Annotated in this window: 23 protein-coding genes and 1 pseudogene; 12 read left to right on the top strand and 12 right to left on the bottom strand. The window is 57.2% G+C overall.

Features of this window, described 5'->3' with window-relative positions:
• Positions 1-124: 124 nt before the first annotated feature.
• A complete protein-coding gene (locus tag ACS3QZ_RS20055; RefSeq protein ID WP_456039489.1) occupies positions 125-1,315 on the top strand; it encodes a Fic family protein in 1,191 nt (396 codons plus the stop codon).
• Between the two features lie 763 nt (positions 1,316-2,078).
• Here ACS3QZ_RS20055 and ACS3QZ_RS20050 read toward each other — a convergent pair.
• Together ACS3QZ_RS20050 and ACS3QZ_RS20045 are read right to left on the bottom strand one after the other, a co-directional pair.
• A complete protein-coding gene (locus tag ACS3QZ_RS20050) occupies positions 2,079-2,567 on the bottom strand; it encodes a GFA family protein (RefSeq protein WP_456039488.1) in 489 nt (162 codons plus the stop codon).
• 579 nt (positions 2,568-3,146) lie between these two features.
• Positions 3,147-4,193, bottom strand: a complete 1,047-nt coding sequence (locus ACS3QZ_RS20045; RefSeq protein ID WP_456039487.1) for a helix-turn-helix domain-containing protein — start codon at positions 4,191-4,193, stop codon at positions 3,147-3,149.
• Positions 4,194-4,368: 175 nt separating this feature from the next.
• On the opposite strand from ACS3QZ_RS20045, the gene bla reads away from it, so the two are divergent.
• Both bla and ACS3QZ_RS20035 read left to right on the top strand, forming a co-directional pair.
• Positions 4,369-5,403, top strand: a complete 1,035-nt coding sequence (gene bla, locus ACS3QZ_RS20040) for a class A beta-lactamase (protein ID WP_456039486.1) — start codon at positions 4,369-4,371, stop codon at positions 5,401-5,403.
• Between the two features lie 142 nt (positions 5,404-5,545).
• A complete protein-coding gene (locus tag ACS3QZ_RS20035) occupies positions 5,546-7,033 on the top strand; it encodes a serine hydrolase domain-containing protein (protein ID WP_456039485.1) in 1,488 nt (495 codons plus the stop codon).
• Positions 7,034-7,382: 349 nt separating this feature from the next.
• Here the strand turns inward: ACS3QZ_RS20035 and ACS3QZ_RS20030 are convergent, their stop codons facing one another.
• The gene (locus tag ACS3QZ_RS20030) at positions 7,383-7,739 is read right to left on the bottom strand and encodes a hypothetical protein (RefSeq protein ID WP_456039484.1); all 357 of its coding nucleotides are present in this window, start codon (positions 7,737-7,739) and stop codon (positions 7,383-7,385) included.
• A 162-nt stretch (positions 7,740-7,901) separates the two neighbouring features.
• Between ACS3QZ_RS20030 and ACS3QZ_RS20025 the strand changes: the two genes are divergently transcribed.
• The 4 genes from ACS3QZ_RS20025 to ACS3QZ_RS20010 all read left to right on the top strand — a co-directional run bounded on the left by ACS3QZ_RS20025 (position 7,902) and on the right by ACS3QZ_RS20010 (position 12,433).
• Positions 7,902-8,276: a hypothetical protein gene (locus ACS3QZ_RS20025; RefSeq protein WP_456039483.1), complete on the top strand. Its 375-nt coding sequence runs from the start codon at positions 7,902-7,904 to the stop codon at positions 8,274-8,276.
• A 111-nt stretch (positions 8,277-8,387) separates the two neighbouring features.
• Entirely contained in the window at positions 8,388-10,238 is a 1,851-nt protein-coding gene (locus ACS3QZ_RS20020; protein WP_456039482.1) for an HsdM family class I SAM-dependent methyltransferase, read from the top strand.
• Between the two features lie 71 nt (positions 10,239-10,309).
• Entirely contained in the window at positions 10,310-10,483 is a 174-nt protein-coding gene (locus tag ACS3QZ_RS20015) for a hypothetical protein (protein WP_456039481.1), read from the top strand.
• Positions 10,484-11,749: 1,266 nt separating this feature from the next.
• Positions 11,750-12,433 (top strand): IS6 family transposase, encoded by a 684-nt coding sequence (locus ACS3QZ_RS20010; protein ID WP_456039507.1) that lies wholly within the window; start codon positions 11,750-11,752, stop codon positions 12,431-12,433.
• A 34-nt stretch (positions 12,434-12,467) separates the two neighbouring features.
• Here ACS3QZ_RS20010 and ACS3QZ_RS20005 read toward each other — a convergent pair whose 3' ends face one another.
• Positions 12,468-13,562, bottom strand: coding sequence for a TnsB C-terminal domain-containing protein (locus ACS3QZ_RS20005; protein WP_456039480.1), 1,095 nt, complete (start codon positions 13,560-13,562; stop codon positions 12,468-12,470).
• Positions 13,563-13,784: 222 nt separating this feature from the next.
• On the bottom strand, positions 13,785-14,324 hold the full coding sequence (locus tag ACS3QZ_RS20000) for a transposase family protein (protein WP_456039506.1): 540 nt from the start codon (positions 14,322-14,324) through the stop codon (positions 13,785-13,787).
• 527 nt (positions 14,325-14,851) lie between these two features.
• Here ACS3QZ_RS20000 and ACS3QZ_RS19995 point away from each other — a divergent pair.
• The 4 genes from ACS3QZ_RS19995 to ACS3QZ_RS19980 all read left to right on the top strand — a co-directional run bounded on the left by ACS3QZ_RS19995 (position 14,852) and on the right by ACS3QZ_RS19980 (position 18,270).
• The gene (locus ACS3QZ_RS19995; protein WP_456039479.1) at positions 14,852-15,433 is read left to right on the top strand and encodes a plasmid pRiA4b ORF-3 family protein; all 582 of its coding nucleotides are present in this window, start codon (positions 14,852-14,854) and stop codon (positions 15,431-15,433) included.
• Positions 15,434-15,679: 246 nt separating this feature from the next.
• Positions 15,680-16,510, top strand: a complete 831-nt coding sequence (locus tag ACS3QZ_RS19990; RefSeq protein ID WP_456039478.1) for a type IV toxin-antitoxin system AbiEi family antitoxin domain-containing protein — start codon at positions 15,680-15,682, stop codon at positions 16,508-16,510.
• Positions 16,500-17,417 carry a nucleotidyl transferase AbiEii/AbiGii toxin family protein gene (locus ACS3QZ_RS19985; RefSeq protein WP_456039477.1) on the top strand — a complete coding sequence of 306 codons (918 nt, stop codon included), beginning with the start codon at positions 16,500-16,502 and terminating at the stop codon, positions 17,415-17,417. The genes ACS3QZ_RS19990 and ACS3QZ_RS19985 overlap by 11 nt, the downstream gene beginning before the upstream one ends.
• Positions 17,418-17,430: 13 nt before the next feature.
• Positions 17,431-18,270, top strand: a complete 840-nt coding sequence (locus ACS3QZ_RS19980; RefSeq protein WP_456039476.1) for a hypothetical protein — start codon at positions 17,431-17,433, stop codon at positions 18,268-18,270.
• A gap of 95 nt (positions 18,271-18,365) precedes the next feature.
• Here ACS3QZ_RS19980 and scpB read toward each other — a convergent pair whose 3' ends face one another.
• From scpB to ACS3QZ_RS19960, 4 genes are all read right to left on the bottom strand, one after another.
• Entirely contained in the window at positions 18,366-18,962 is a 597-nt protein-coding gene (scpB, locus tag ACS3QZ_RS19975) for an SMC-Scp complex subunit ScpB (RefSeq protein ID WP_456039475.1), read from the bottom strand.
• A gap of 2 nt (positions 18,963-18,964) precedes the next feature.
• Positions 18,965-19,849, bottom strand: a complete 885-nt coding sequence (locus ACS3QZ_RS19970; protein WP_456039474.1) for a DUF1403 family protein — start codon at positions 19,847-19,849, stop codon at positions 18,965-18,967.
• 263 nt (positions 19,850-20,112) lie between these two features.
• On the bottom strand, positions 20,113-20,406 hold the full coding sequence (locus tag ACS3QZ_RS19965; protein WP_456039473.1) for a CcdB family protein: 294 nt from the start codon (positions 20,404-20,406) through the stop codon (positions 20,113-20,115).
• A 12-nt stretch (positions 20,407-20,418) separates the two neighbouring features.
• Positions 20,419-20,640 carry a type II toxin-antitoxin system CcdA family antitoxin gene (locus tag ACS3QZ_RS19960; RefSeq protein WP_456039472.1) on the bottom strand — a complete coding sequence of 74 codons (222 nt, stop codon included), beginning with the start codon at positions 20,638-20,640 and terminating at the stop codon, positions 20,419-20,421.
• Between the two features lie 22 nt (positions 20,641-20,662).
• On the opposite strand from ACS3QZ_RS19960, the gene ACS3QZ_RS19955 reads away from it, so the two are divergent.
• On the top strand, positions 20,663-21,757 hold the full coding sequence (locus ACS3QZ_RS19955; protein ID WP_456039471.1) for a tyrosine-type recombinase/integrase: 1,095 nt from the start codon (positions 20,663-20,665) through the stop codon (positions 21,755-21,757).
• Here ACS3QZ_RS19955 and ACS3QZ_RS19950 read toward each other — a convergent pair.
• The 3 genes and pseudogenes from ACS3QZ_RS19950 to repC form a co-directional block, all read right to left on the bottom strand.
• Positions 21,752-22,087: a type II toxin-antitoxin system RelE/ParE family toxin gene (locus tag ACS3QZ_RS19950; protein WP_456039470.1), complete on the bottom strand. Its 336-nt coding sequence runs from the start codon at positions 22,085-22,087 to the stop codon at positions 21,752-21,754. The genes ACS3QZ_RS19955 and ACS3QZ_RS19950 overlap by 6 nt on opposite strands.
• The gene (locus ACS3QZ_RS19945; RefSeq protein ID WP_456039469.1) at positions 22,084-22,341 is read right to left on the bottom strand and encodes a type II toxin-antitoxin system ParD family antitoxin; all 258 of its coding nucleotides are present in this window, start codon (positions 22,339-22,341) and stop codon (positions 22,084-22,086) included. The genes ACS3QZ_RS19950 and ACS3QZ_RS19945 overlap by 4 nt, the downstream gene beginning before the upstream one ends.
• Before the next feature lie 55 nt (positions 22,342-22,396).
• Positions 22,397-25,001: pseudogene (gene repC, locus ACS3QZ_RS19940) on the bottom strand (plasmid replication protein RepC).
• Positions 25,002-25,079 lie beyond the last annotated feature (78 nt).

The following is a 25,079-nucleotide window of genomic DNA, read 5'->3' as shown; positions in this document are numbered from 1 at the left end:
TTTAGTGTATTTCACACATTTGATTGTGTTTATTGGCACATTTGGGTGTATATGGTGGGAAAGAACATGAAATAGAAACTGAAAAAACATCTGCAATTTTGTCTGCACTAATAGGAGTCACTAGATGAGTGAAGTCGAGTCAGTATCACTCTGCGAGCCTCTGATGGTTGCTGAGGACTCGGCGCTATACAAGCCGCTGCTCGAACTGGCACACGAGGTCGGAACGCGCTCAGCTGCGCTCTCTGCGTCGGTGCCTGAGCAATTACGACCCGTTTTTGCCGACGTAATGCGCGCAGCCAACTGCTACTATAGCAACCTCATCGAGGGGCATGACACACACCCAATTAGCGCTGAGCGCGCGCTAGCTGGCAATTACGACGCTGAGCCTGAGAAGCGCGACCTACAGCTCGAAGCGGTCGCCCACATCAAAGTGCAGCAGTGGATTGATGAAGGTGGCCTCGAAGGTCTGCATCCCATGGCGCTAGAAGCCATTCTGGAAATACATCGCCGGTTCTGCAACGGCCTGCCGCCTGAGCTATTGATTGCACGCAATCCTGAGACAGGTGAGGAGCGAGAGATCGTGCCGGGGGAGATACGCACGGGGTACGTCATGGTTGGCGCGCACACCCCACCGTCACCAGAGGCCGTGCCTGCGTTCATGGATCACATGCACCGCCGCTACAACGTGGCAGGAAAGGTCACGGGCATCCTGTCGTCAGCCTACTCTCATCATCGCCTCGCGTGGCTGCACCCGTTCGACGATCTGAACGGAAGGGTAACTCGGATGGTGTCGCACGCCATGTTGCTCAACGCCGCTGGAAGCGCTGGATTGTGGTCTGTCTCGCGCGGTTTGGCAAGGGACTCAGAAACATACAAACGGAAGCTCGCAGCCGCTGACGAGGAGCGAAGGGGCGAACGCGATGGCCGTGGGCATCTATCTGAGGCGCGCCTTGCCGACTTTGCGACATTCTTCCTAGAGGTCTGCCTCGATCAGATCGAATTTATGAGCGACCTGTTCGAGCCCGTTAAGCTCCGCCAGCGCATCACTGAATGGGCGGAGCGCAAAGTTGCCGACAAGACACTCCGTAAAGGTTCTGACCGCGTTATGCGAATAGCCGCGTTGGAAGGCACTATCGAGCGCGGGTTTGTGCCAGAACTGCTGGGAGTGTCCGACCGTGCCGCACGTATGGTGACGAAGGAACTGGAAAAGGCTGGCGCTCTGACGTCCACAAGCCCGAAGGAGCCGCTGCGGCTATCCATGAACAGCGAACTTGCGCTTGAATGGATGCCTAAGCTGATTCCGCCTGCTGGTTAGTAGGCAGGACCTATCCACCGCCATTGCGGGTGAAGCCGTGCCACGCAAACCGTGTTGCCCTAGCTGCGCTTGTCGCTCGCCGACACCGATGCGGCACCCCCCTGAATCTCTTCGCGGGTACTTTCCGTCTTACGGTGAACTCGACTAGCGCAGCGATATTTTCGCCCGGTCGAGATGTTCGCCGAGGTCCACGCGGCACGGGGCATCCCGAGCGATGTAATTACTTGCTCGGGGTTGTCGCGCCATTGAGCAACAACATCCCTAATCGCGATTGATTGTGTTTCGGTTAACCAAAGGCAGCAAAAAGCCGGAAGCATCACTTGAACGAGGGCGGTCTAAGGTCAGCAATGTCCCGCACTTTTGACCTTCACCTCCCCTATAATTCGTACCTGCAGCGAAAGTCCGGTCTGACGGCCCGCACTGCAGCGGCCTGAAATGCCGGTGAAGGTCCGCAGTGGGCCGTCCTCGAGCACCCATAGAGCCTGATGACCTTTGATGCTGCGTTGCCTACGAGGTCGGCAAAGAGCCCGAAGCAGACATGGTCCCACATCAATGCTCGCAGATGCAGCAATGTAATTTACCAAATCCATCATCTACGGCGCAGCGAGAAAAGCAGACATTCGTCGCGACCGCAGCGAATTTCAGGGGGTCTATGACCGAGTTGCGGACAAAACATGCATTCGCTGCTGTGCGGCGACTGAATGGCTTTTGAGTGACCGCTGTGCGGACAGAGCAGCCCAAAGAAATCCGAAGGTGCCCTGAATCAACCCTCAACCACGTAAGGTTCTTTTCGCACGTTCGGTTCGATGGGTGTACCGTCGTTCTCGGCTGCATGCCGTTCGTAGAAAGGGAAGCCTGGCGGCACAATGGTTCCGGGCCGCGCTTCGGACAGAAATATGTGCTTGCTGTTTTCTGGCGTCACCGAAATGGATGTGGGTCTGTCAAGGGTGCCAACATAAATTCCCAGACGGTCCGGCCATCGCTCAAAAGTCAAAGCCAACTTTGTCCCACATTCGGAGCAGAAATGGAGATTTATGTCTTTACCGCTTCCATCTGAAGGAAGCGTGTAAATTGACGGGTTTCCATGAGTAAACCTGAAGGGTTCGCGTTCGAATATCGGCTCGATCATCTTATCAGAGCCTGTGGCGCGCTGGCAGAACCGACAGTAACAAATGGTAACCCACAAAGGTTCACCCCCTGTGTTGTACTCCACGTTCCCACAAAGACAGCGGCCTGTTTGCCCATTGGTCATGTCCGATTGAATCCTTCGACAGAGTTATCCATTAAATCCAACGCTACCTGATCGCGGCAGGGACATAAACGTTTGTCGACTGGCTCCTTTGGGCTGATTGTGTTGAAAAACTCTGTTTTCTCCAAAAAACGGTGAAAAACTTCGCCATAGAGCGCCAGTTGGAAATCTTGGCGAGGGGGTCGGCCAAATCAGGGCTTTGGCGATGTGTGCAGCTCTAAATGCCCTCTCCGTTCGAACAGTGCCAGCTTTTCCGATGCAAAGGGTTTTGGCGGAAAAGCGAGAGTGCGGATTTTTCGAGTTTTTCAACACAATGGGCTCGAAGCGGTCTTGCGGCGATGCAGAGGGTCAAGTTTGAACCACGTCCCGAAAGCCGCCGTTCCCGAAATGCAGATGTTTCAACGATTTCAGCGGCGTGGCCCGATGCCCGGACATTCGCCGGTTGGAAGCGGTTGTTAGACGAACGGTGATGGAACGACGGCACCGAGCCCATACCGGAAGTGCTCCGAGGCAGACACTTGTTCGTTCCCATATCACGCTGCGATCGGGCACGCTGGTGGACCCTTCAGCATCCGAGTTCTGCTAGCGTGACCCCGTCACTGACCCCGGATAGGCCCGATAGCGGGGGAGATCACCCCGGAAATCTGACGGCGTCTTGCCGGTCCATCGCCGAAATGCCCGGTCTAGGGCGGCCGAGCTGGAGAGCCCCACCTCAAGAGCGATTTGCGCGATGGGCAGGGTCGTGTTCGACAAGAGGTCTTCGGTGATGCTCTTGCGCACGTCGTCTTTCATCTGACTGTAGGAGGTGCCCTGTGCCCACAGGATGCGCTGGATGCGGCGTGGATGCATGCGGCAGATCGAGGCAAAATCGTTCAGTGTCAGATCCTGATAAGCGATGTTGTCCCTCAGCATTCCGCGAAGATAGGAAAGGGTCGCTTCGCTGGCGCCATCTGTGGCAAACTCCCCTCGTGACGCCTTCACCAAGTCCCAGTCCAGCGAGAATGGTGCCCAAAGCCAGTGCGGCGGAAATGAAATCCGCAAACCGTCGATCTGGGAAGTGATGAGCGCTTGTTTCGGAAGAAAACCCTGCGGAAGCCCCAGGGTGGTCGGTGCAGTGATCAGGATGTCTTTGGGGTCGAAGGTTTCTCCGATCCCATTCTTAATCAAAGTCACATAGAGGGCGACGCCGACTGCATCCAACTGTTTTGACGGCTTGGCAACCTTGACCGTGCGGTGAATGTCGAAGGTTACAATACCGGGTGTGATGGAAACGGAGTACCGCACGTTATCAACCTGCTTTGAGACTTCCTCCACCAGCCGGGACAGAAAGTCTCCCAAGTTGAGAGCATGGGTCGCCGAATCCCGGAATGCAGGCGTTCCCTTCGTCGCTGTTTCGATTGCCACCTTTGCGCCAAAATACGGATCGCTTAGAGTTTCCGCCATATCCTCCATGGCTGAATAACAGGCGGACGCGTCAACCAGCATCTCAGGGTCGGTCAGCGCGTCGACGGGAATACCGTTTCGGACCAGGAGCGCTTCAATATCGCCGCCCCGCGCGGTGAAGGCCCTTGCGAACGGGGACAAAAGCAACATCCCGCGCGTGAATCTTGGGCCAGATTTCTTGCTCATTCTTGCTGTTCCCTCAACGCCCTGATGTTAACCTTGCGGGACAAGTTTATGACACAGGTGGCATGAGCCGCAAACAGCTTGGGCCTCGTGCATGTTAATTAACAAGCCGTAAACGATGAGACCCGGGCGATGGCCACGCGGCCCTGGCGATCTCGGAAAGCGTTGGAGCCATGAAATGTCGAAGGAAAACACCGCAAAAGCCAGAAAATCGCTTTTGACAGAAACACTTATTGCCGTTCTGATGACTGTTTCGGCTGCCACCTTCGGCCCGGCATACGGCCAGACAACAGAAGGCCAGTCCGTTGGGGCCGCGATCGAGCAGGTCGCTACGGGGCTTGCCGGGCGCCTCGGCTTTGCGGCGCAGGAAATCGGCGGCGACGAGGTTATCGCGTTGAATGGCGATGAAACCTTCGCCATGGCCAGCACCTATAAGGTAGCGATCGCCACTGCGATTATGGACCACGTGGACAAGGGGGAACTGAGCCTCGACCAGATGGTCGATATCACACCCGACATGATGATGATCGGGGACGCTGCGCTGAGCGACACATTTGTGCATCCCGGCCTTCAGCTTTCGGTGGCGAACCTGATGGAGATCATGATCACCGAGAGCGACAACACGGCGACCGACACCTTGATCGGGCTGGCTGGCGGCGCCGCGGCCGTGACCGAAAACCTGCGCAGGCTCGGGATCACCGATTTCAGGGTCGATCGGACGACTGGCGAGATCATCGGCGAATTCTATGGCCTGCCGGGACCGGCCACGATGAAGGTCGCCATAGAGGCCTTCAAGACCAACCCGGAGCTTGCAACGATCGTCAGTGACCGCAATCTGGACTTCGAGGCGGATCCCCGCGACCATGCAACGCCGCTTGCGATGCTGCAACTCCTGCTTGCCATCGACAGTGGCACGGCGATGAGCGCCGAGAGCCGCGACTTCCTGATTGATGTCATGTCACGCACGCGCACCGGCGCTGGCCGGCTAAAGGGGCTGCTGCCGAGAGGAACGCCCGTGGCGCACAAGACCGGGACCATCGGGGGCGTGGCCAATGACGTCGGCTATATCACGCTCCCCGACGGTCGTCGGTTCGCAATCGCCGTGTTCACCAAGAGCAGCGAGACATCCGAGGCGGACAGGGATCGGGCAATTGCAGAGGTCGCCCGGTCGCTGTTCGACTACTTCTACCTCGGGCAGATGGCGAAGCAGTAAAAGGGGAAACTTCGCCGTGCACGCTCTGCCTGTGCGATCCTGCACTGCGAAGACAGAACCTTCCGGGAAGAGCCATCGTTATCCCGCCAGGGGAAATCTGGCGAAGACTTCAATGCAAAGGAAAAACCCAGTGAAGAACCTAATGAAACCGCTACCTGCCCTGCTTGTTTCGTCGCTACTGTGCGTCACACCGGCACTCGCACAGCAGGCCATGACACAGGAAGAGGGTCAGGCGACCTTTGATGCGGTCCTCGCCGAAGCCTCTGAACTGATCAAGGAACTGAAAATCCCGGGGCTTGGTGTCGGGGTCATTCATGGGCCCAACGCCTACGGCGCCGGACTCGGTGTCACGAACGTCACCACAGGAGAGCTTGTTACCACTGATACGCAATTCCAAATCGGCTCGGTGACAAAAACCTTCCTTTCGACAACGGCCATGAAGCTGTCCGAAGAGGGCAAACTGGATTTGAACGCGCGTGTCGTCGACCTCCTGCCATGGTGGAGGGTCGCGGATCCCGACGCGACGTCGAAAGCGCGGGTCGTTGACCTGTTCCACCATCACGCTGGCTGGTATGGCGACCATGGGTTCCTTCCTGTTCCTCCGGGTGGGTCGATCAGCGAGAAGGTCATGCTCCAGGCGGCTTACGTCGAGCAGATCTATCCGTTCGGTCAAACCTGGATGTACAACAACACCGCCATCACCTTCGCGACCCATGTGGTGTCGCATGTCGGCGGAAAGCCGATCGAGGACCTGATCGAAGAGAACCTGTTGACTCCGCTCGGCATGGAGTCGACATCCTTCAACTACGACCCCACCCCGCCGGCCAAAGATTATGCATGGGGCCATCCGCCGATCTACGGCGAAGGCAGCATCAGTGATCTCAAGCCGTACTACATTCCGTTGATCAGAGAGTCCGCAGCCTCCGGCGCGCTCCGGTCTACGGTTACCGACATGCTGAAATACGCCCGCTTTCAGCTGGACGGCAAGGACGCCGCCGGGAACCAGCTGTTGTCCATGGACGCGCTGGACTATGCCCACGCTCCGGCAGTCGACGCCTCGGTCGGCGAGTTTACCGGACTGACATGGTTCGTCCACGACTACGACGGCGTCACCAGCCCCTTCCACGGGGGGAATTGGCCCGGCACGCGGTCTTTTCTGAAGCTGATCCCGGAACACGACTTTGCCGTGGTGATCATGGTCCACAGCGATCGCGGAGTCGAAGCCTACAGCAAGATTGCGGACAAAATGGTCAAGGCTTTCACGGGAATCGAGGCCGACTCTCCGGTCGCAGCGGGCGTTGATCCGGCTGTGCTCGATCCCTTCGTCGGCGTCTACAAGGGGAATTCCCAAAACATCGAGATCCGCAAAGAGGGCGACAAATATGTGTTTGTCCAGTTCTCCGCATTGACCAGCGGTGCGGATCCCGCGCCTGCCAACGTGGCCAACACGGCCGAGGGCTATTTCATCATCACAGAAGGCCCGAACGAGGGCGCCCTCGGTGAATTGCTCGAAGATCCGTCTGGCGAACTCAACTTCGTGCGGTTCAACCACCGGATCTTCATTCGGGGCGACGGGGCGGTCGATGAATTCGACCTCTCCGGATCTGTGTTCGACAAACCAGCTGAGTAAGAGCCACGAATTCGGTGGAGGGTCTATCCCGCACAGCGCAGATCGAACTCTCCACCGAACTCGAGGCATCGACACCGGGAGAAATGAAATGCGAAAACTAAACCCAAAGACCTTGACCGCTGCGCTTGTCTGCACAGCGGCCATTCAGCTAGCACGCTAGTGCCGCTCTGCAGCGAACGGCGGCTGCGTCCCGCTCACCGTGAGTTCGACTAGCTCTTGTCTTCGCGCTCGCAGCGAATGTCTCCTCTGACGGGCTGCATCGCAGCATAGACACCCATTGGCCAAAGGCAGCTGTGGGCCGTTCACTCCAATTTGAAACGTCCAATGACCTTAGAAAGCACAGCGGCACTCACCCAAACACCACTGAAAATATGTTCGGAGGCATACCCTGGTTGGCGGTTCGACTGTGAACCACGCAGCTCAACCAAGCCTTCTCAATTTCTGCCGCTAGAACCCTTTCTAGGGTTCGCGTCCTTTGCAAATTGAGCCCTTTTACCTTTACCTGAAAAGCGGATTCATTTGGATCTTCGCCATCGATCAGATGTAGGTGAATTCGCCCGGCATCTAAATCTCTTTCTCTTTCCCAAGACAGCTCGACGGAAAACCATCCGCGACTACAAAAGCTATTCCGTGGGTTAGCAGAGGCTCTCCTAACCTGGTCCACCAGATCTTCAGCAAGCACCTGTTTTCTCGTTAATTTCTGCATTTCAATTTTTCTCCTGATTGCTGAAACCAGGTAACACTGTTCGCTTCCACTGGTCGTTTAAGGCGGGTTAATGAAACGGCCTTTTTTGCCGGCCTCAAAGTAGGGCTTGTTTCTTGCAGCATCCTGCCAATTTCCTCTTCGGAAATGATTAGGGAGTTGGAAATGGATACAGGAAAAGGTGTGCTTTTTCGCGACAACGACGAGAGTAAAAAGGGAGAAATCTATTTCGAAGGTGTTTTGCACTTTGGTGATGAACAACAAATTTGCTGCGCTCTTATGAATCTGCATTCTGAGCCCCACCCAGAGCTACGTCTAGACATCGAAAATCGAACGGTTTTGGGCGTACTGGAAATGAATGCGGGCCAACAGAGCCGGGCAGAACCTGATTTTATGGGTTTCGTCCACCTTGATGGTCAAAGATACGCCGCGGGGATCTGGATTCCGCGCAAGAAGTCAAAGAAACCGCACTTTTTGTTGATCATGAGAGCCGCTATTCCAGAAAATCGAATGACCTGGGAGCCTTTGAACAAGGTGTGATCAGCTCTGTACACTGCACACCGGCTGTCTTTTGCTAAGGGCCGGCCATAAATGCCGGTTTAAACATCGTCGGCTATGCTCTGCCTGCAATGAATAAGAAGCAGGCATTTTATGACGAAACAATATGACTCAAGCGACTTTGGCAGAGGAGCCGTTCAAGCCGCTCCAAACCCGAGCGACAATGCTCGTCTCGCCAGGGCACGGCGCAAGATACTGGCATTGGCGGCTGGCCATTACCCGATCAGCAATACCCAGGTAGCCCGTTCGGTGGCCTATTCAGCTGCGGAGGCTGTTTGGCAGACCCTAGCAAACCTCAGTTCTTCGAATGCAGATATCAGGCCTCTCTTTAACGAGCTCGAGGTCACCCCCCTGCCCCGCATTTTTTCTAGCGTCGTTGCTGACTTCGCTGAAAAAGCATCAATCTTACCACCGCTATGGGTGGCGTATGAAATCGGTCAAATCTACTCTTCACTACTGCCTCAGAAAGATCGAAAACTCGCTGGCCTTCATTTTACGCCGCCGCAGGTTGCACAGGAAATCGTTCGCTGTGCCACCGAGGTAAAACCCATTCATGAATCCGCGCGCATTCTTGAGCCATCTGCCGGCGGCGGCGTCCTGCTGATCGCCGCATTGAATAGGCTGTTGGCAACTGGGATTGAATGTGACAAAGCACTACTTACAAATTTGCCGTCACATGTAGTCGCACTTGAACGAGACCCTTTTGCGGCGTGGCTTGCGCAGATTGCTGTTGACATCAGGTTGCTCGCTTTAGCGACACACCACGACCTCGAATTACCGCGCATAGTCCAGGTAGTAGATACACTTCAGCAAACTTTTGAAGGCGATTTCGACTTTGTCATCATGAACCCGCCGTACGGGCGGACAAAATTAAATTCCGACCAGAGACAAAAGTTCAAACGGTCTCTTTTTGGCCACGCCAATGCCTACACGCTGTTTTTTGACCAAGCATTACAGTCGGCTAAACCAGATGGCGTGATAGCATCACTTACGCCGACAAGTTTTCTTTCGAGCCAGTATTTTCAGTGCCTCCGCGGTACTCTGCGATCAGAGGCCTCGCTTAAAAAGCTAGGCGTATTTGACACGCGCTCCGGAATATTTGAAGGCATTCAACAGGAGCTGGCGCTTTCAATCTTTCAGAAATCCGCATCGCCCCGCTCTACAACTGTGAATCACCTTGGACTTGATTTCGATACATCCGTCAAAACCAAGCTTCTCGGAGAGTACAATTTGCCCGAGGACCTCGCGGTCCCTTGGGTAATACCCAGAACCGAGGCACAGGTCTCTATTGCTCGGAGTGCATCGCACGCCACAAACCGTCTTAAAGATTGGGGATATGCGATCAAAACTGGTCCTGTCGTCTGGAATCGCTTCAAGCCTCAAATTTCACATGCGCAGGGACCAGATGCGGTGCCATTGATCTGGTCTGCTTGCATTCAGAATGGTGGAGGGTTCTCCTGGCCGCCTGACGCTCGGAAGGACAAGGCATGGATAAAGCTGCTCCCCGATCAGAGACATTGCTTGCAATCTAAACCTTGCGTTCTGCTCCAGCGCACGACGTCAAGGGAGCAATCCCGCCGCCTTGTTGCAACTCCCCTACCCTCTTACCTGATCGATAAGTTTGGCGCCGTAGCCGTCGAAAACCATGTCCAGATATTGGAACCAACTGCGGAGCGACCAGAAGTCACGTTGGAGGCCTTGGTGGAGTTTCTGAACAGTTCTACAGCTGATACCCTCTTTCGCTGCATTAGCGGATCTGTCTCTGTATCGGCATTCGAGCTAAATTCTCTGCCATTGCCTACGCCAGAGAGCCTTGCTGATTTGAACGCCTTGGTAGAGCGCGCCGCTTCTTCGGAAGAGCTTGATCATGAAATCCAGCGGCTCTATCACGCCGCGGCTAAAGCCGCAAAAACGCTACCAGTTTCCAAACCATCAAATCTTTAAACTCAGTTTAACTACGAATGTTTATCTTTCGAGCGGAGCAATTGCGCTCCAAAGAGAAGTAAGAGAAAATTATGAATGAATTCATTTCAGCAGAACACATTGCTGTTGACCTTCAGGAATACCTGGCAAAGGCAGAGGGCATTGCTCATCTACGTCCTCACTCTGATCAGGAGCCATACGTCGAGCCGGAGCAGACTACGATATTCGACCTTCTGGGTGAAGAAGCTGCCAATGACGAGAATTGAGTTCCCCAGAAAATGAAAAGACCCGCCAAACTTAGGCGGGTCTAAACTATTTGATCCTCAGAGGCCCAACTTTGTGGCCGTTTTTGGGGGCCAACCAAACAAGTGTGTTTCATTTCATTACCATTAGATGACGTGTGTTTTGTGCAGGACTTCTCCAACGACCAGCAGAACGTGAATAACGACCGCCAGGCCGTGAATTTCGTGCCAGCTTTTCTTCAAAATTTGAGACATCTGTTTCCTCCAAGATTGGCTCCTCAATCAACCCTAGATTGTTTATCCTTTATTGTCAATAACTTAGATTAAGTTCTTTTTCGCTACGCGAATACCGGTCACGAGTTTCGCAGGTAATTCTGAGTATTCTTTTCGACGTAAATATTATTTTCGCGCTTTCATATCTTTAGCGCTGCCGAAAATAATAGGCAGCTCATGACCTCTTCTGGCGAAAATTCGCATCAAAAGGTCAAATACGGCCTTTTGGCCTTAGCAATGCTAATCACGCCTCGGGCTCCACAAAAGCACGTGAAACCATTACCCAAAGAATTTTTGATGCATCAATCCTCAAGTGCTTTGCCCACCACAAACCGGTTGTTTGATTTCAATTTCGAAAGTGTCCGTAAGGCTGCCAAGGCACGAGTATCCTTACCTAAACCGCCTAACGTCAGCCCTATCTTATCGAAAAAACAAAAGTTTACGTAACGTCACCTTGTTAACTATAAAACCTATCATTTCCTCCGTATTTGGGCATTCGAGAATAAAGTTCCCTGCAGTTAACGCATGGTGCGCTAACTGCAGGGACAGATTTTCGCGAACCCCAGATCGGTCATCTCGTCTTATTTTATAGTTTATTTTCAATAGCTTGATCGAAGCATGAACGCCCACTATTTTCTCTGTGAGGTGCCGATCACCAACAATCAGCATCCAGATTCAGAGAAAGAGGAATGATATGAAATCAACCGAGCTATTGAGAAGAGCCGAGGCAATTGCGGAAAAATTAACCTTTTGCCCGGAAGCGGATGACGTTCGAGCGGCCGTTGAACTTGTAAAGCACATGCACGCGCTAACCGGTTCAAGATACACGCTTGCCGACTTGGGTAGCTTCCGACCCTCAGCTGATGAGGGCTGCCCTTTGGGGTGCCATTCTCAAAGCCTACCCCATGCAAGCCCGGCGAGTCCTTCCGTGGATGCCGAAGATGAACGGTAGTGTCGCAAAGTTTTGCGAAAACCGTTAAGAAGTGTCCTTCAAGTTTCATCAGGTTAGGTTTGGCGATGATTTCGTTTAAGGGCGCCCAGTATCCAAAAGATGTCATCCTTCACGCGATGTATTTCTATTTGCGGTACGGTGTGTCCTACCGCGATTTGGAGGAAATCCTGGCAGAGCGAGGAGTGGTTGTTGACCATGCAACGCTTAACCGATGGGTAATCAAGTATTCCCCGCTGATCGCACTAAAAGCTCATGCAGCCAAACGAAAAACAAACCGATCATGGCGCATGGATGAGACTTATGTGCGAGTGAAGGGTGTTTGGAAATATCTGTATCGTGCAGTAGACAAATACGGGAACACCCTTGATTTTATGTTATCAGAGCGACGCAACACCGCTGCGGCGAAGAAATTCTTTGCCAATGCGCTGGCGTCCAATGGCATTCCTGAAAAGATTGTGATCGACAAAAGCGGAACAAACAAAGCAGGGATCCGTGAGATAAACAAAACCTTCAAGCGATTTGGATGCCCTGTTTCGGTCCACACGCTTCAATCTAAGTATCTCAACAACCTCATCGAACAGGATCACCGTTTCATCAAAAGGCGGGTTCGAAACATGGGTGGCTTCAGTTCTTTTTCAGGAGCAGCAGCTACGCTGGAAGGAATAGAAGTCGCAAACATGATCCGCAAACAACAGTTCGAAAATCCTAGCTTATCGGGTTTCCAGCAATTTGCATTGCTTGCTGGATAGCTGTGCCCAGAGGTTGAACAAACTCAACATCACGTCAACTTTGCGACACTACCCAGCCAAGGCTCGAATGAACACTGTTGTTGTAACGGCAGATTTCCAGGGCGAACCAGCTGTCGAATTCGTTCAATGTCATCGTGGCCTTGGCTTCGGCGTCATAGCTGCCTTTCGCAGCAACGGAGGACTGCGTCGTTCCTGGCAACAGGTGCACTGCCCCCATCATGGTCCCGATCAGCCGCTCGATGTGACCGCCGAAATGCGGGCGCCCCGGCGGTCTGTACACGAGATCGATCCCCCATTCCGTGCAGGCCGCCTGAAACGCCCGGGATCGGAAATCGCGGCCGTTGTCGACTTGAACGCTGCGCGGTTTGCCTTGTGCGGGCCATGGTGCATTGCTGTCCAGATCGGCCAGCAATTCTGCCTTCGGTGCAACCGCCCGCGTGAGGCAAAGCGCGACCGAAAGGCGAGAGGGAGCCTCAAAGCTGACGGAGTATCCGGTCACCATTCGCGTGGCGATGTCGATCGCAAGTGTTACCCAAGGTCGACCGATGGGCTTGCGCTCGAAACTATCGACAAGGATGATGTCCGCAGGCGTATGGTCAATCTGCACGACATCGAGCGGAAGGTCAGCCCGGTTCTTGCCCGGCACAGACCCGAACCTTCGGCGCGCCGCTCTCGCACCCTCTCGCGCCTTCATGACTTCACGTTCATCCATCGCATCAAGACGACGCTGGATAGTTCGCCGCGCCGGCGCCTGCCATCCGCACTGCCCACAGGCAATACGGATCTCCGTCACCACCCGCGACAGGCTGGGGCGCTCCCGGCGCAGGTAATAGCGGCGGAGATGCTCTTCGATGAGTGCCTCGACCTCACTGGAAATCACCCTTGTGCCCGGCCGCCGACCGCGCTTTCGCGGCACCAGCGCGCTGGTTCGCCCGCCCGCGGCAACAAGGCGCCGTATCCAACGCCAGACGGTCGCCCTGCTGACGCCGAGTTCCCAAACCGCATCGCGAATGCGGCTTTCCAAACCGCCTGAGCCAGCAAGATATGCTTGAACGAGTGGACGCAGGACCGCAGCTCTGCGCGCGGTCTCAGCTCCGACGGTCTCGTCCTGCTCCCCTGCCCTTTCCATGGTCGCCAGTTGCGCCCCCGCTGCGAACTCTGTCTCGGGTTTAAGGGCAAAAATCTCAAGATCAAAGGCAAAATATCAGATTTAACGGCAAAGTATTACCATTGATTTCATTGGATTTCTTGTCTCGCATTTAAGGTCAACGCGACAGCTGCGATTTCCGCCAACTCCAGTCATCAACGCCGATGATCCTTGGAGGTGGGGCGCTTTCCCGGGCGTGACGCTTCAATTGCCGAAGGACCGTGTCGTCGCTAAGCCCAATGCCCAATCGGTGCAAGAGACGTTCAGCGGGTCGCCCGCCGGCAGCATGCCCCATGTGACACTGGCAATCTGTGCCACCCGCGACGTGCGGCGGGTGAACGGGGCTGCGATTGAAAGGTCGTGGTCTGAAAACGTGCTGCGGCGACAGCCAGAATTCGAACATCTCCAACGGCAAACCCGCAATTCTACCCAGACAACTCTCCCATGAGCAGGGAAATCTTGTATCCTCCGACGCCTCCACCCATGGCGCCGGCGTGAACGGGACCCACAGTCCGGGCAGATGCCTTTTGGCGCCAGGACGCCCGACACAACCCACGAACCTGACTCACTTCGGCTAACGCGATCGACCTTCACTTCGCTGCACGGTGCCCAGTTTTTCTTGAAATTCACGACTATCCCTCCGGATCTTTCGGGTATCAGGATAGTTACGCCACACAGATTGAGGCAGAGCCGTTTTTCTTGCCACCAGACCAGAATGACGGGAACACCGAATGCAAACAGCATCTGGCCGCCAACCGGCCAACCCTGAAGCATTGTGGTCACCACGACCATGCATAAGAAAAAATACAGGACGAGAAAGAATGTAATTCGGAAAAACTTGAGTATTGAAGACATTATCGGAACCCTCTCCGAACCACACTATTTTGCACAGCCATCTTTGCAACGACTAACGTCATGGTTGAAGCACTTCCCATGCTTTATGCTCGATTGGGCCGATGGCCACATACATCTGTTCGCACCGTTGAGGGCACACCCCTGCCCCAGCGACCGTAACCGGAACGGCCGAGATGAAGCGTTGCCACGACCATGCGACGGCTGGTCGGGCTGACTCCGGAGGAGACTGCAATGCCAGTGGCACGTCGCAGGGAGAGGCGGCGTTTCAGCTCAGGGACGGTGGCTGAGTGCAGCCGATCGAGTAGGGCGCGGTCCTGACCAAAGGGCAGGAGGGGCCAATGTTCCCCTTGAATGCTTCAACTTAAAAATCAAAAGTTACTTCAACGGCAGGGGCATTGAGACAGGCAGAACACATTTTGATTGAGCTGAAAATCGAACTTATTGGCATCATACCACCCATCTGGCGCCGGATCTTCGTTCCGAATGACATCAGCTTGGACATCCTGCATTCCGTTCTCCAGGGCGCTATGCCTTGGCAAGACTATCATTTGCATGAATTCGAGATTGGCGAAGACAGGTTCGAGGCCCGCGACGAAAGTGACGACAGCTGGGACCCTACCGATGGGCGGAAGGACGAAAAGAGGTTTGCTCTTGGAGAGCTGGTCAAGAAAGGCAGTCAGTTCACATACACTTACGATTTCGGAGATGGGTGGCGGCATCTCGTCACCGTTGAAAAGATTAGCAAACCAACCGGAAGACCAGATCAGGATTTTCCCGCCTGTGTTGCCGGAGCGCGCGCGTGCCCACCAGAGGATAGTGGCGGGCCCTACTCTTATGAAGAGTTTCTCGACGCGCTGACCGACAAACACCACCCGGAACATCGTGATACAAAGCAATGGGCGGGCGCGTTCGAACCGGAAGTGTTCAGCGTGCAGCAAGCCAATGCTGCCGTCGGTGCGATGTTTGTATGGGCAAAAGAACGCCACAATCGAAAGTGAAACCTGACTCTGGTTTGGCGCAGCGGCTTCGACATGGGCACAAAGCTTCAACTTTTCGATCCGAATGGCCGAGCGTCTTCTCGGCCAATCTAGGGCATCCACGCCCTGCTTTGCTGGTGAGCTTCAGAGCCGACAACCACCAGTCTCTTTGAGAATTTCAGAATTTGTCGATCCTTGGCGGACTATTTCACAGGTTTTCACAGAAACAAGTGGCGGCCTCTTTAAAAACACATCATTATGTCGCCCATGAGTGGACAAGAACACGAAAAACTAAAGAACCTTCTTGAGGCTGTCCCCACGGGGTTCCTCGTGGACTCCGCCTGGCTGGAGCACCACGGGATAGGCCGGCGTTCGTCGTACGCCTATGTCCAACGCGGCTGGCTAGAACGCCTTGGACGCGGCGTCTTCCGCCGTCCCTCACCAAGCAGCGCCACCACGAATACGCTCGACTGGAAGACCTGCCTGCTCTCGCTCCAGCATATCATGCACTACCCTATCCATATCGGGGGGGCGACGGCATTGGGCCTGCAAGGCTATGCGCACTACCTCTCACTCGGCGACAAGAGCACAGTCTGGCTCTACGGCTCAAAAATCCCTAACTGGCTCGAAAAACTGCCGCTCAACGCCGAACTCCGGACACGCAGCGTATCGCTGTTCTCCGATCCGGAGTTGGGTGTCAATGACGCACGAAAAAATCTCAACGAGACGGCATCGTCCTTGCCATGGGATTGGAAACTGGTGATGTCCTCGCCGGAACGCGCGATCTTAGAGGCGCTGGACGAGTTGCCGGATCAGGAGAGCTTTCACAACCTCGACATGGTGTTCGAAAGCCTGACGACGTTGCGCCCAAGAACCCTCGCGGCACTGCTCAGAAGTTGCAAGAAGATCAAGGTCAAACGCCTGTTCTTCGTGTTCGCCGACCGCCACGACCATGCCTGGCGCAAGCGTCTCGATCCGGAAGAGTTCAACCTCGGCAGCGGCGATCGCGCATTGGTCAAAGGCGGCAAGATACATCCGCGCTACAGGGTCATGGTGCCCGAAGAGTTTGCAAGAAAGGAACGTGGTCATGGCGCGTGAAGACTATGCCGCCCAAGTGGCCCTGCTCGTACGCATACTCCCGTATGTCGCCAAGGAGGAGATATTTGCTCTGAAGGGCGGGACGGCCATCAACCTCTTCTATCGCGACCTTCCGCGCCTTTCGGTCGATATCGATTTGACCTATCTGCCTGTCAAGGACCGCGCCGAAAGCCTCGTCGAGATCAACGACGCGATGGACCGGATTGCCGCCGCCATCGAAGGCGGCATCACCGGCGCCAAAGCGCAGCGCATTGCCGGCGGTGGCGGCGGCGCCACGCGTGCGCTCGCCCGCCTCGGCACAGCCGAAATCAAAATCGAAACCTCCCCCGTTACCCGGGGCGTCGTGCATGATCCGGAACAACGCGAAGTCTCCGAAGCCGTCGAGGAGGCGTTCGGATATGTGACGATGAACATCGTCTCCTTCGAGGATTTGTTCGGCGGCAAGCTACATGCGGCCCTAGATCGCCAGCACCCGCGAGACCTCTACGACGTTAAACTGCTCTACGACAACGAAGGGTTTACCGACGCGTTGTTCCGTACTTTTCTGATCTACGTCGCGAGTTCACCCCGCCCGCCGCACGAACTTTTGAACCCAAACCTGATTGATCTGGATCAGCCCTATGCCCGGGAATTCGAGGGCATGACGAAGGAAGCGGTCGACCTTTCGGAATTGGTCGCAACGCGCGACCGCTTGATTGGGGACATCCAAGCTCGCATGGATGAAAACGCGAAAAGTTTTCTGAAAACCCTGCATGACGGCGACCCGGACTTCGACGCGATCGACCGCCCTCAAGCGGCCGAGCTTCCAGCGGTCCGGTGGAAGCTCATCAACGTGAATAAGCTGAAAGCAGAAAACCCCAAGAAGCATGCCGCCCAAGGGGAAGAGCTGGAGAAGCTCCTCGGCTGAAGATGGATCAGAGATGACTGATTTCGAGAACGACCCCGACTACGAAGAATGCCTTGTGACCTTTTTTGATGTCCTCGGTTTCAGGAACCTCCTGCACACGCGAAGCGGTGCAGAGATCAGGCACTCGCTTTCGATGTTTCGCAGGGTGTCCGAAGGAGATGCCACGCCGCCCACCCGCTCCGACGAGATGCGGATGATCAGCGAAGTCCATGCAGAGATCGTGTCTGACGCGATCGTCAGAACCAGAACCATTGAAACTCAGTACCAGGCCGGCCCCTTGGTCTGGGAGCTCATCGATCTGCTACACATCCAGATCGAATGCGTGGCAAATGGCATATTGGTGCGCGGCGCGATGACGATCGGCCCCATGCATCTCGGCATCGACTTCAGTGGTCCGGTGTTTGGGCCTGCCCTCGTTCAGGCTTATTTCATGGAAGAAGGCGAGGTCATCTTCCCGCGCATTGCGATCCATGAAGATGTCATCGAACGCCACCGGCAGGACCAAACGCTCTGGCGGGAAGGACATTCCTATGAGGATGAAGAGCGTCACCTGAACAACCTCCTGCGCCAGGACGAGTCAGGCCTCCACTACATCGACTATCTTCGCGCCAGTCTCAGCGAGCTCGACGGCGAATACGCCGGCTGGATCGAGTTTCTGGGTAGGCACAAAACGTTGGTGGAGAGCGGTCTCGCCGACAGTCCCAACGCGACGGTGCGGCGCAAATACAGCTGGCTCAAGAACTACCACAACGCAGTCATCGACGAGAACATGGCAAACTTGGAACCCGGCGCGATGACCGAGGATGGCGACCCTTGGGAAGCTCTGTTCAGAGGGCTCAGGATCGAAGCCTGAGCTCTCTCAACAAGTCACGATTGGGAGCGTCACGAAATGTCCACGACATGCCTCACCGTTTGGCCAATACGGGGATCGCCAGCCCGCCACCATTCCTATGACCCGCCATCCAAACCTGCGTCCTCCAACTGCTCCCGCTCTGGCAGATCCGCGAGAGTCTCCAGATCAAATGCAACAAGGAATTGCTCGGTCGTCACAAAGGTATAGGGCGCCCCTCGCCGAGGGGATCTTGGCCCGGTCCCGATGAGGCCGCGCGCATGCAACCGCCCGATCAGGTCACGGCTGATTTCCTTGCCGAAGATGTCCTTGAGCCCGTCGCGGGTGATCGGTTGATGGTAGGCGATGGCCGCCAGCACCGCGACGTCGAATTCGCTCAGATCGAGTCGCTGGTCGCCGACATCCGCCGCTGCGCGGATCGCGGGCGCGTAGGCGGCCCGCGTCCGGAACATCCAGCCGCCGGCGACCTGAGCGATCTCGAAGGCACGCCCCTCCAGATCGGCGGCGAGGTCCTCGACGAGCAGATCGACCGAGGCCCCCTGCCCCACCACGCGCGCCAGGTCGTCGCGCGGCACCGGCGAGGCAGAGGCGAAGAGAACCGCCTCGATCCGGCGCATCCATTCCCGCCAGCGCAGCTCTGGCGGCAGGTCGCGCAACTCGCAATCCAGGTCTGGTTCGGAGCGATCCTTCGCCATCCCTACGCCCCGTAGAGACGGAAGGTGTCGCGCCCGGTCAGCTCGCGCACCGCGCCGAGGTCGACCAGCCGGTCGCAGAGCCGCCGCGCAGCACGGTCGGGCAAAGGCATCGCCGACGGCGCGACCGCATCGCGCGTCAGGAACATCTCGACTGCGTCGCCCGCGCCCTTGGCGCGGAGCTTCGGCGCGACCGCCTTCAGGTGCGCAGCTCGGCGCGTGAGGTCGGCGGCCTGCCGCACCGACTCGATCGCCGAAGAGATGAGTGCCCGATGACAAGCCAAGCGAAGGTCGTCGCCATGCTTGCGAAGGTCGGCGCGTTTCAGGCCCGCGGCCAGCAGCGGCACGACATGATCCCAACCGAGGGTTTGGGCGAGGGCCGCATCCGCGAGGATCAGCGCAGCTTCGTCAGCACGTGGCGCCTCGCGCCGAACGGCTTCCAGCGCCATCGCGGCCCGGGTCACCGGCGCCCCTTTCCCGGCATCAAGCCACGCGGCAATCTGGCCCGGCTCGAGGGTCGGCAATGCTCGGCCTAGAGCCTTGATCGACACCGGCCGCTCCACCGCGCGCCGCCAGGCCAGGTAGGTTTCACCGGCAGGTCCGGGCAGATCGCCGGGGCGCAAAAGGTGTACCGCATCGCGCAGCTCCGCCTCGCGCTCCGGCCGCCCAGAAAACGCGACACAAGCAGCAGCCGCGCGCAGCGCTAGCCTGTCCCGCAACAAGGCGTGGGGGAGGTCAACTCGGCTCAACACAAGATGCAGGTGGTTCAGCGCTGCGCCCGACAAAAACGCAACATCTTCAAGGGTTTCAGCGCGTGCAGAGGTGACCCAGGCGGGCATCCGGGGTAACGTATCGAGGTCGCTGATGTGATCCGGCCGGGCAAAAGTCATGCCTGAAGCCTACATGAGCGCGGCGCTTTCTGCCAGAAAATAGCGATCTAACCGCCTCTTCTTGCCGAACCGTCTTATGTCCAATAAGTTTGCATTATCGGACATAGCAAGATATGCTCTGCGACATGTCAAAATATCACGAGAAATCGAGCTCAGCGCCGCCAAATGTGTCTTCCGTCAACGAGGGCATCGAGAGCGTCGCCGCTCGTCTTCGGGCTCGACGGCGTTCTTTCCTTGGGGCGGCACCGAGCCAGCGCCACAGGTCACACCCCGTCGATCAGAATGTCCAACGCGCGCTTCAATGCGTCGCGCTGATCCGCCAGCGACCCAACCCTGTCCCGCAGTTCTATGCCGGGAACTGCGGCGAGTTCCTGAACTCGGACAATCCACGTTGTACCGTTGTATTCGACAGCAGGTGTGAGACCTGGGAAGGCCGCATAACGGCCCATCTCACGCAAAGGGGCGACGATGCGCGAGGCGTCGATTCCGATCAGGTCGGTTTGAAGATCCACGACGAGTTGCCCGCCTTTGAGGCGGAAAAGATCGAACTGTGCCATAACGCCCTCGCGTCAGAAACTACGGAAGCCCGCGAGGGGCAAGCCTTCTTTGGCAACTTCTTCGGCATAGGCGTCGATTGCCGGCTGGTTTGCCTCTCGCCACAGGCGATTGCGTTCGACCTTGGCCGCCTCGATAATCGCCGCCTCGGCGAGGCGCGACATATTGAGGCCAAGCGACCGCGCCGTTTCGGCGACTTCTGCATCCAGAGTCAGATTGACCTTCACGCGACCCATCCCAGCCTCCCGGTAAATACGTATGAAAAAAGAGTATAGATCAGGTGCATTGCCAGGGCAAGACGAGACCGACGCTATCGCCCTGCCCGCTCATGTCGCCGGCTCCGGCACCCTCGATCGACTGGTCGATACCGCCCGAGACTACGCCCGCGCCGCGGCCTCAGACAACACGCTGAAGGCCTATGCAAAGGACTGGGCGCACTTCGCGCGCTGGTGCCGGATGAAGGGCGCCGAGCCGCTGCCTCCGTCGCCGGAGATGATCGGGCTCTATCTCGCGGACTTGGCCTCCGGGTCGGGCTCCTCCCCATCGAAGTCAGCGCCCGGACCGCAGTCGGCGTCGCGCCCCCTGTCCGTTAGCACAATCGACCGGCGGCTCTCGGGCCTCGCCTGGAACTACGCGCAGCGGGGATTCACCCTTGATCGGAAAAACCGTCACATCGCCACGGTGCTGGCCGGGATCAAGCGCAAGCACGCGCGACCGCCGGTGCAGAAAGAAGCGATCTTGGCCGAGGACATTCTCGCGATGGTGGCCACCCTGCCCTATGATCTGCGCGGGCTCCGGGATCGCGCGATTCTTCTCATCGGCTATGCCGGTGGTCTGCGCCGCTCGGAAATTGTCAGCCTCGACGTGCATAAGGACGACACACCGGACTCTGGCGGCTGGATCGAGATCATGGAGAAGGGTGCCCTCCTGACACTCAATGCCAAGACCGGTTGGCGCGAGGTCGAGATCGGCCGCGGCTCCAAGGATCAAACCTGCCCCGTGCATGCGCTCGAGCAATGGCTGCACTTTGCGAAGATCGACTTCGGTCCGATTTTTGTCGGCACCTCGCGGGACGGCAAGCGCGCCCTCGATAAACGGCTCAACGACAAGCATGTGGCCCGGCTGATCAAGCGCACGGTCCTGGACGCCGGCATCCGATTCGAGTTGCCCGAGAAGGAGCGCCTGGCGCTGTTCTCCGGTCACAGCTTGCGCGCCGGCCTCGCCAGTTCTGCAGAAGTCGACGAACGCTATGTCCAGAAGCACCTGGGGCACGCCTCAGCCGAGATGACCCGCCGTTACCAGCGCCGCCGCGACCGGTTCCGCGTGAACCTGACCAAGGCTGCAGGGCTATAGGTCGACATTTCTGAGAGTAGCCAACGCGGCGACATGGCGCGGAAGATCACTGCGGGAATGCAGGATATCAACGATAATGACCTCGTCAGGCTGATCCAAAAACACCAGGAAATGCTCCCCTGCCCTGGCGAACCGCAGATCGGCCGCATCATCGATCAAAACCGCGCAGCTTCGGCTATGCGCCTGACCGTTCAGGATTGCCTGACAGCGGGTGAGCACCTCGTTCTCATAGAGTTCGGCCTGTTTGAACCCGAAATTTTCGATCGTCCACTTTGCGATTTCGACCAGACATTCTTCAGCGCGGCGGGTTAGCCGAAGGGATCGGCTCATGAAGAGGCGCGCGCTTGTCGAAAGGCGCGCCGGATCGCGTCTTCTCCGCTGCCTTCGGCAAACTCACCCGCCTTTGCCTGAGCCAATCCCTGGAACAACCCCTGCCGGATACCGGCGAGTTGAGCTTCTTCCTGCTCCAGCAGCCGAAGCCCTGCGCGCATCGCCTCGCTGACGTTCTGGTAACGTCCGGACGCCACCAACGCCTGCACCAGCTGGTCCTGGGTTTCGGTCAGAACGACATTGCGCGTAACCATCTGTCGGCTCTCCTTTGTTGGCAATATATGCCAATGCCCCCTTTTGATCAACAACTCATGCCGCCTGCCCGTTGAGCCTGCCATAGAAGCTGCGCTCGAGATGCAGCTCCCCTGCCCCGGCTTTCTCGACCATGCCCCGCAGATAACCGCCCGGGGAGGAAACTTCGCCTGCACAATGCTTCTCGAAGACGAGCGCCAGCGCCGCAGTCGCCACCTGTTTGCCCAAACGGTCTTGCGCCACGTTCCAAGCATGCTCTGACACCCCGATCATCGGCCTGAGTTGTCCCGCAACCCGGTGCAGATCGCCCCAATCCTTCAGGAATCCTCCCATATTGCGTGCCCAGGATGCGAATTCGGGACAGGCCTGCATGACAGTAGGCAGATCCAGCGCCGCGCGCTTCTTGCGCACCTCGGCCACCCATTCTTCCAGCTCCCTATCAACCTGATCTTCAGGCTGAGCATTGGGCACCATGGCCGCGATTTCCTCATTTTCTGAGGAATTACGAGTTACAGGATCAAGTTGGTTTGTAATTAGTATATGAGGGTCAGAAATGACCTGCTTGGGGTTCATTTCTTGAGTCTTCTCCGAAACGTGTTCTTTGGTTTCCGGCGTGTTTTCCACAGGCTGGGCAACCTCTGTTGCCTTGAGATAGGTCGCCTCGACACGCTCCTGAAGCTCCTTGAACCAGCCCACCAGCCGGGCAAGTTGCTCTGATGCTTCGTGACGGCGCGGAAGCCGATCCAGAAGCTCCTCGAAGAGACCCGTGAACTGCACCCAGGGCCCGCGCAGAGCGCTGCTGACGGCCGCCTCGAACCGCGCAAGCGGTTTCCGGCTGTTGTCGGTGTAGCGAATGATCGCGCCCACCCCGCCTCGACCATGTCGAGATCGACCGCCTGTGCGACCAAGTCGGACTGGGTCATCCGCTTGGTCAAACCGCTGACCGAGATACCAGCACCATAGGGGTTCACCTTCTCGTGGAGCGCGTTGATACCGAAGCTGAGGCAATGCGCGAGCAGGGACAGACGGCGAGGGAAGCCAGGTAGTCCCAAAGAACAGCATCGTCTCCGAGCGGCAAGTCGGCCTCCCACCCCGCATGGCGATCGTCCACCAGCTTGGCAACCACGCTGTCCTTCAGATCGCTCGCCTGCGCGGACATGTAGACGTGACGCACCGAGGCCTCGAGGCAGCTGCCGGCCAAACTGGATGTCCGGAGGGTGTCGTTGACGAGCTTCAGGAGCAGAAGCGTCAGGGCGACGTCGGGAGAACGCCCGACAGCTTCCCGCAGCGCCAATGTCCGGTGCGCCGTCAACTCCATGACCAGCCGCTCGGGCAACGGCTTCAAGGCTCCGTCGTCCTCGTCGTCGGGGACGTTGGCGCCTAGCGCCTGACCAGCAGAGGTGATCACCGTGCCATGGCCGACGCCATCCACATTGCTCCCCGTTGAAAGCTCAGCGCCCTGCCCGTCTTCCCGAGGCTCATCCTCAGGCCGCACAAAGCCCCGATAGACGGCAAGCTCGCCATAGCGATCAAGCGTCACGAAAGCCCCTGCCCGCGCGATCTCCTCATCGTCGAAGATCAGCGGTCGAACCTCGAGCTTCTCCATCGCGACTTCCAACGCGCCAAGACGCGCGTCGATATCTTCGGGGAACTCATCCTGGCCCTCGTATTCCTCTTCGAGCGCCCGGTACTCGGCAAGCAGCTTGGCATGCGCCGCGCCTTCGTCATTCGTCATCGGCGCCGGGTCTCCGTTCAGCCGCCGCAAGCCATGACTGTAGCCATAGGGCAGATCGAGCGAGACCTCGATCCATTTCCAACCTTCGGTCGCGATGGCTTCGGCTTCAGCCTGAAGCTTTTCGCTGACCAGGCGATCCAGCAGGGCAGGGTCTTCCAGCCAACCGCCGTCATCGCCCTGGAAGAGGTCATGCAACATGGTGCCTCCAGCCGTCTCGTACGCCTCGACGCCAACAAAGACGGCACGACGGTCTGAGTCGCGCACGGAGGTTTCGGTCAGTATGCGCCGGATCTGATAGGGCTCCTTGTTCCAGGATGACCGGATCGCCTCCCAGAACCTGAACCTGGCGCTCATGATCCGGACTGACCGTGAAGGCCATCAGCTGCTCCAGCGTCATCTCGTCCTCGGCATAAAGCTCGAGCAGGGCAGGGGCCACGGCGGCGAGTTTCAGGCGCTGTTTGACCACCTGCGGTGTGACGAAGAAGGCAGCCGCGATCTCTTCATCGCGCTGACCCTTCTCCCGCCGCGCCACGAAGGCGTGGAACTGATCGAGCGGATGCGGAGCCGCGCGTGCATGTTCTCAGCGAGCGAGTCATCCTCGGCGAGGATCGCGGACGTGGCATCCCGCACGATACAGGGAATGGGCGTCGTGTTGGCCAAGTGCTTCTGCTTCACCAGGAGAGACAGGGCTTGGAAGCGCCGACCGCCAGTGGGGATTTCGAACGCACCGGTCTCAGAACCATCATCCGCAAGAACGGGCCGGACGCTCAGGCTCTGCAGCAACCCGCGGCGGGCGATGTCTTCGGCCAGTTCCTCGACCGAGATGCCGGCCTTGATGCGCCGAACGTTGGACTGGCTCAGCACGAGCTTGTCGAAGGGAATGTCCCGGGACGGGGACAGGGTGACTTTCTGGGCAGATTTCGCCATCAGATCTTCTCCACGACGGGCGCCGGAAGCCACTCTTCCGATCTGACTTCCCGTCACCCCTCAAACCAACAAACCTTT

This window comes from Shimia sp. W99, assembly GCF_053851455.3.
Note: the sequence above shows the minus strand (reverse complement) of the source record. Positions and strands in the feature narration are given on the sequence as shown.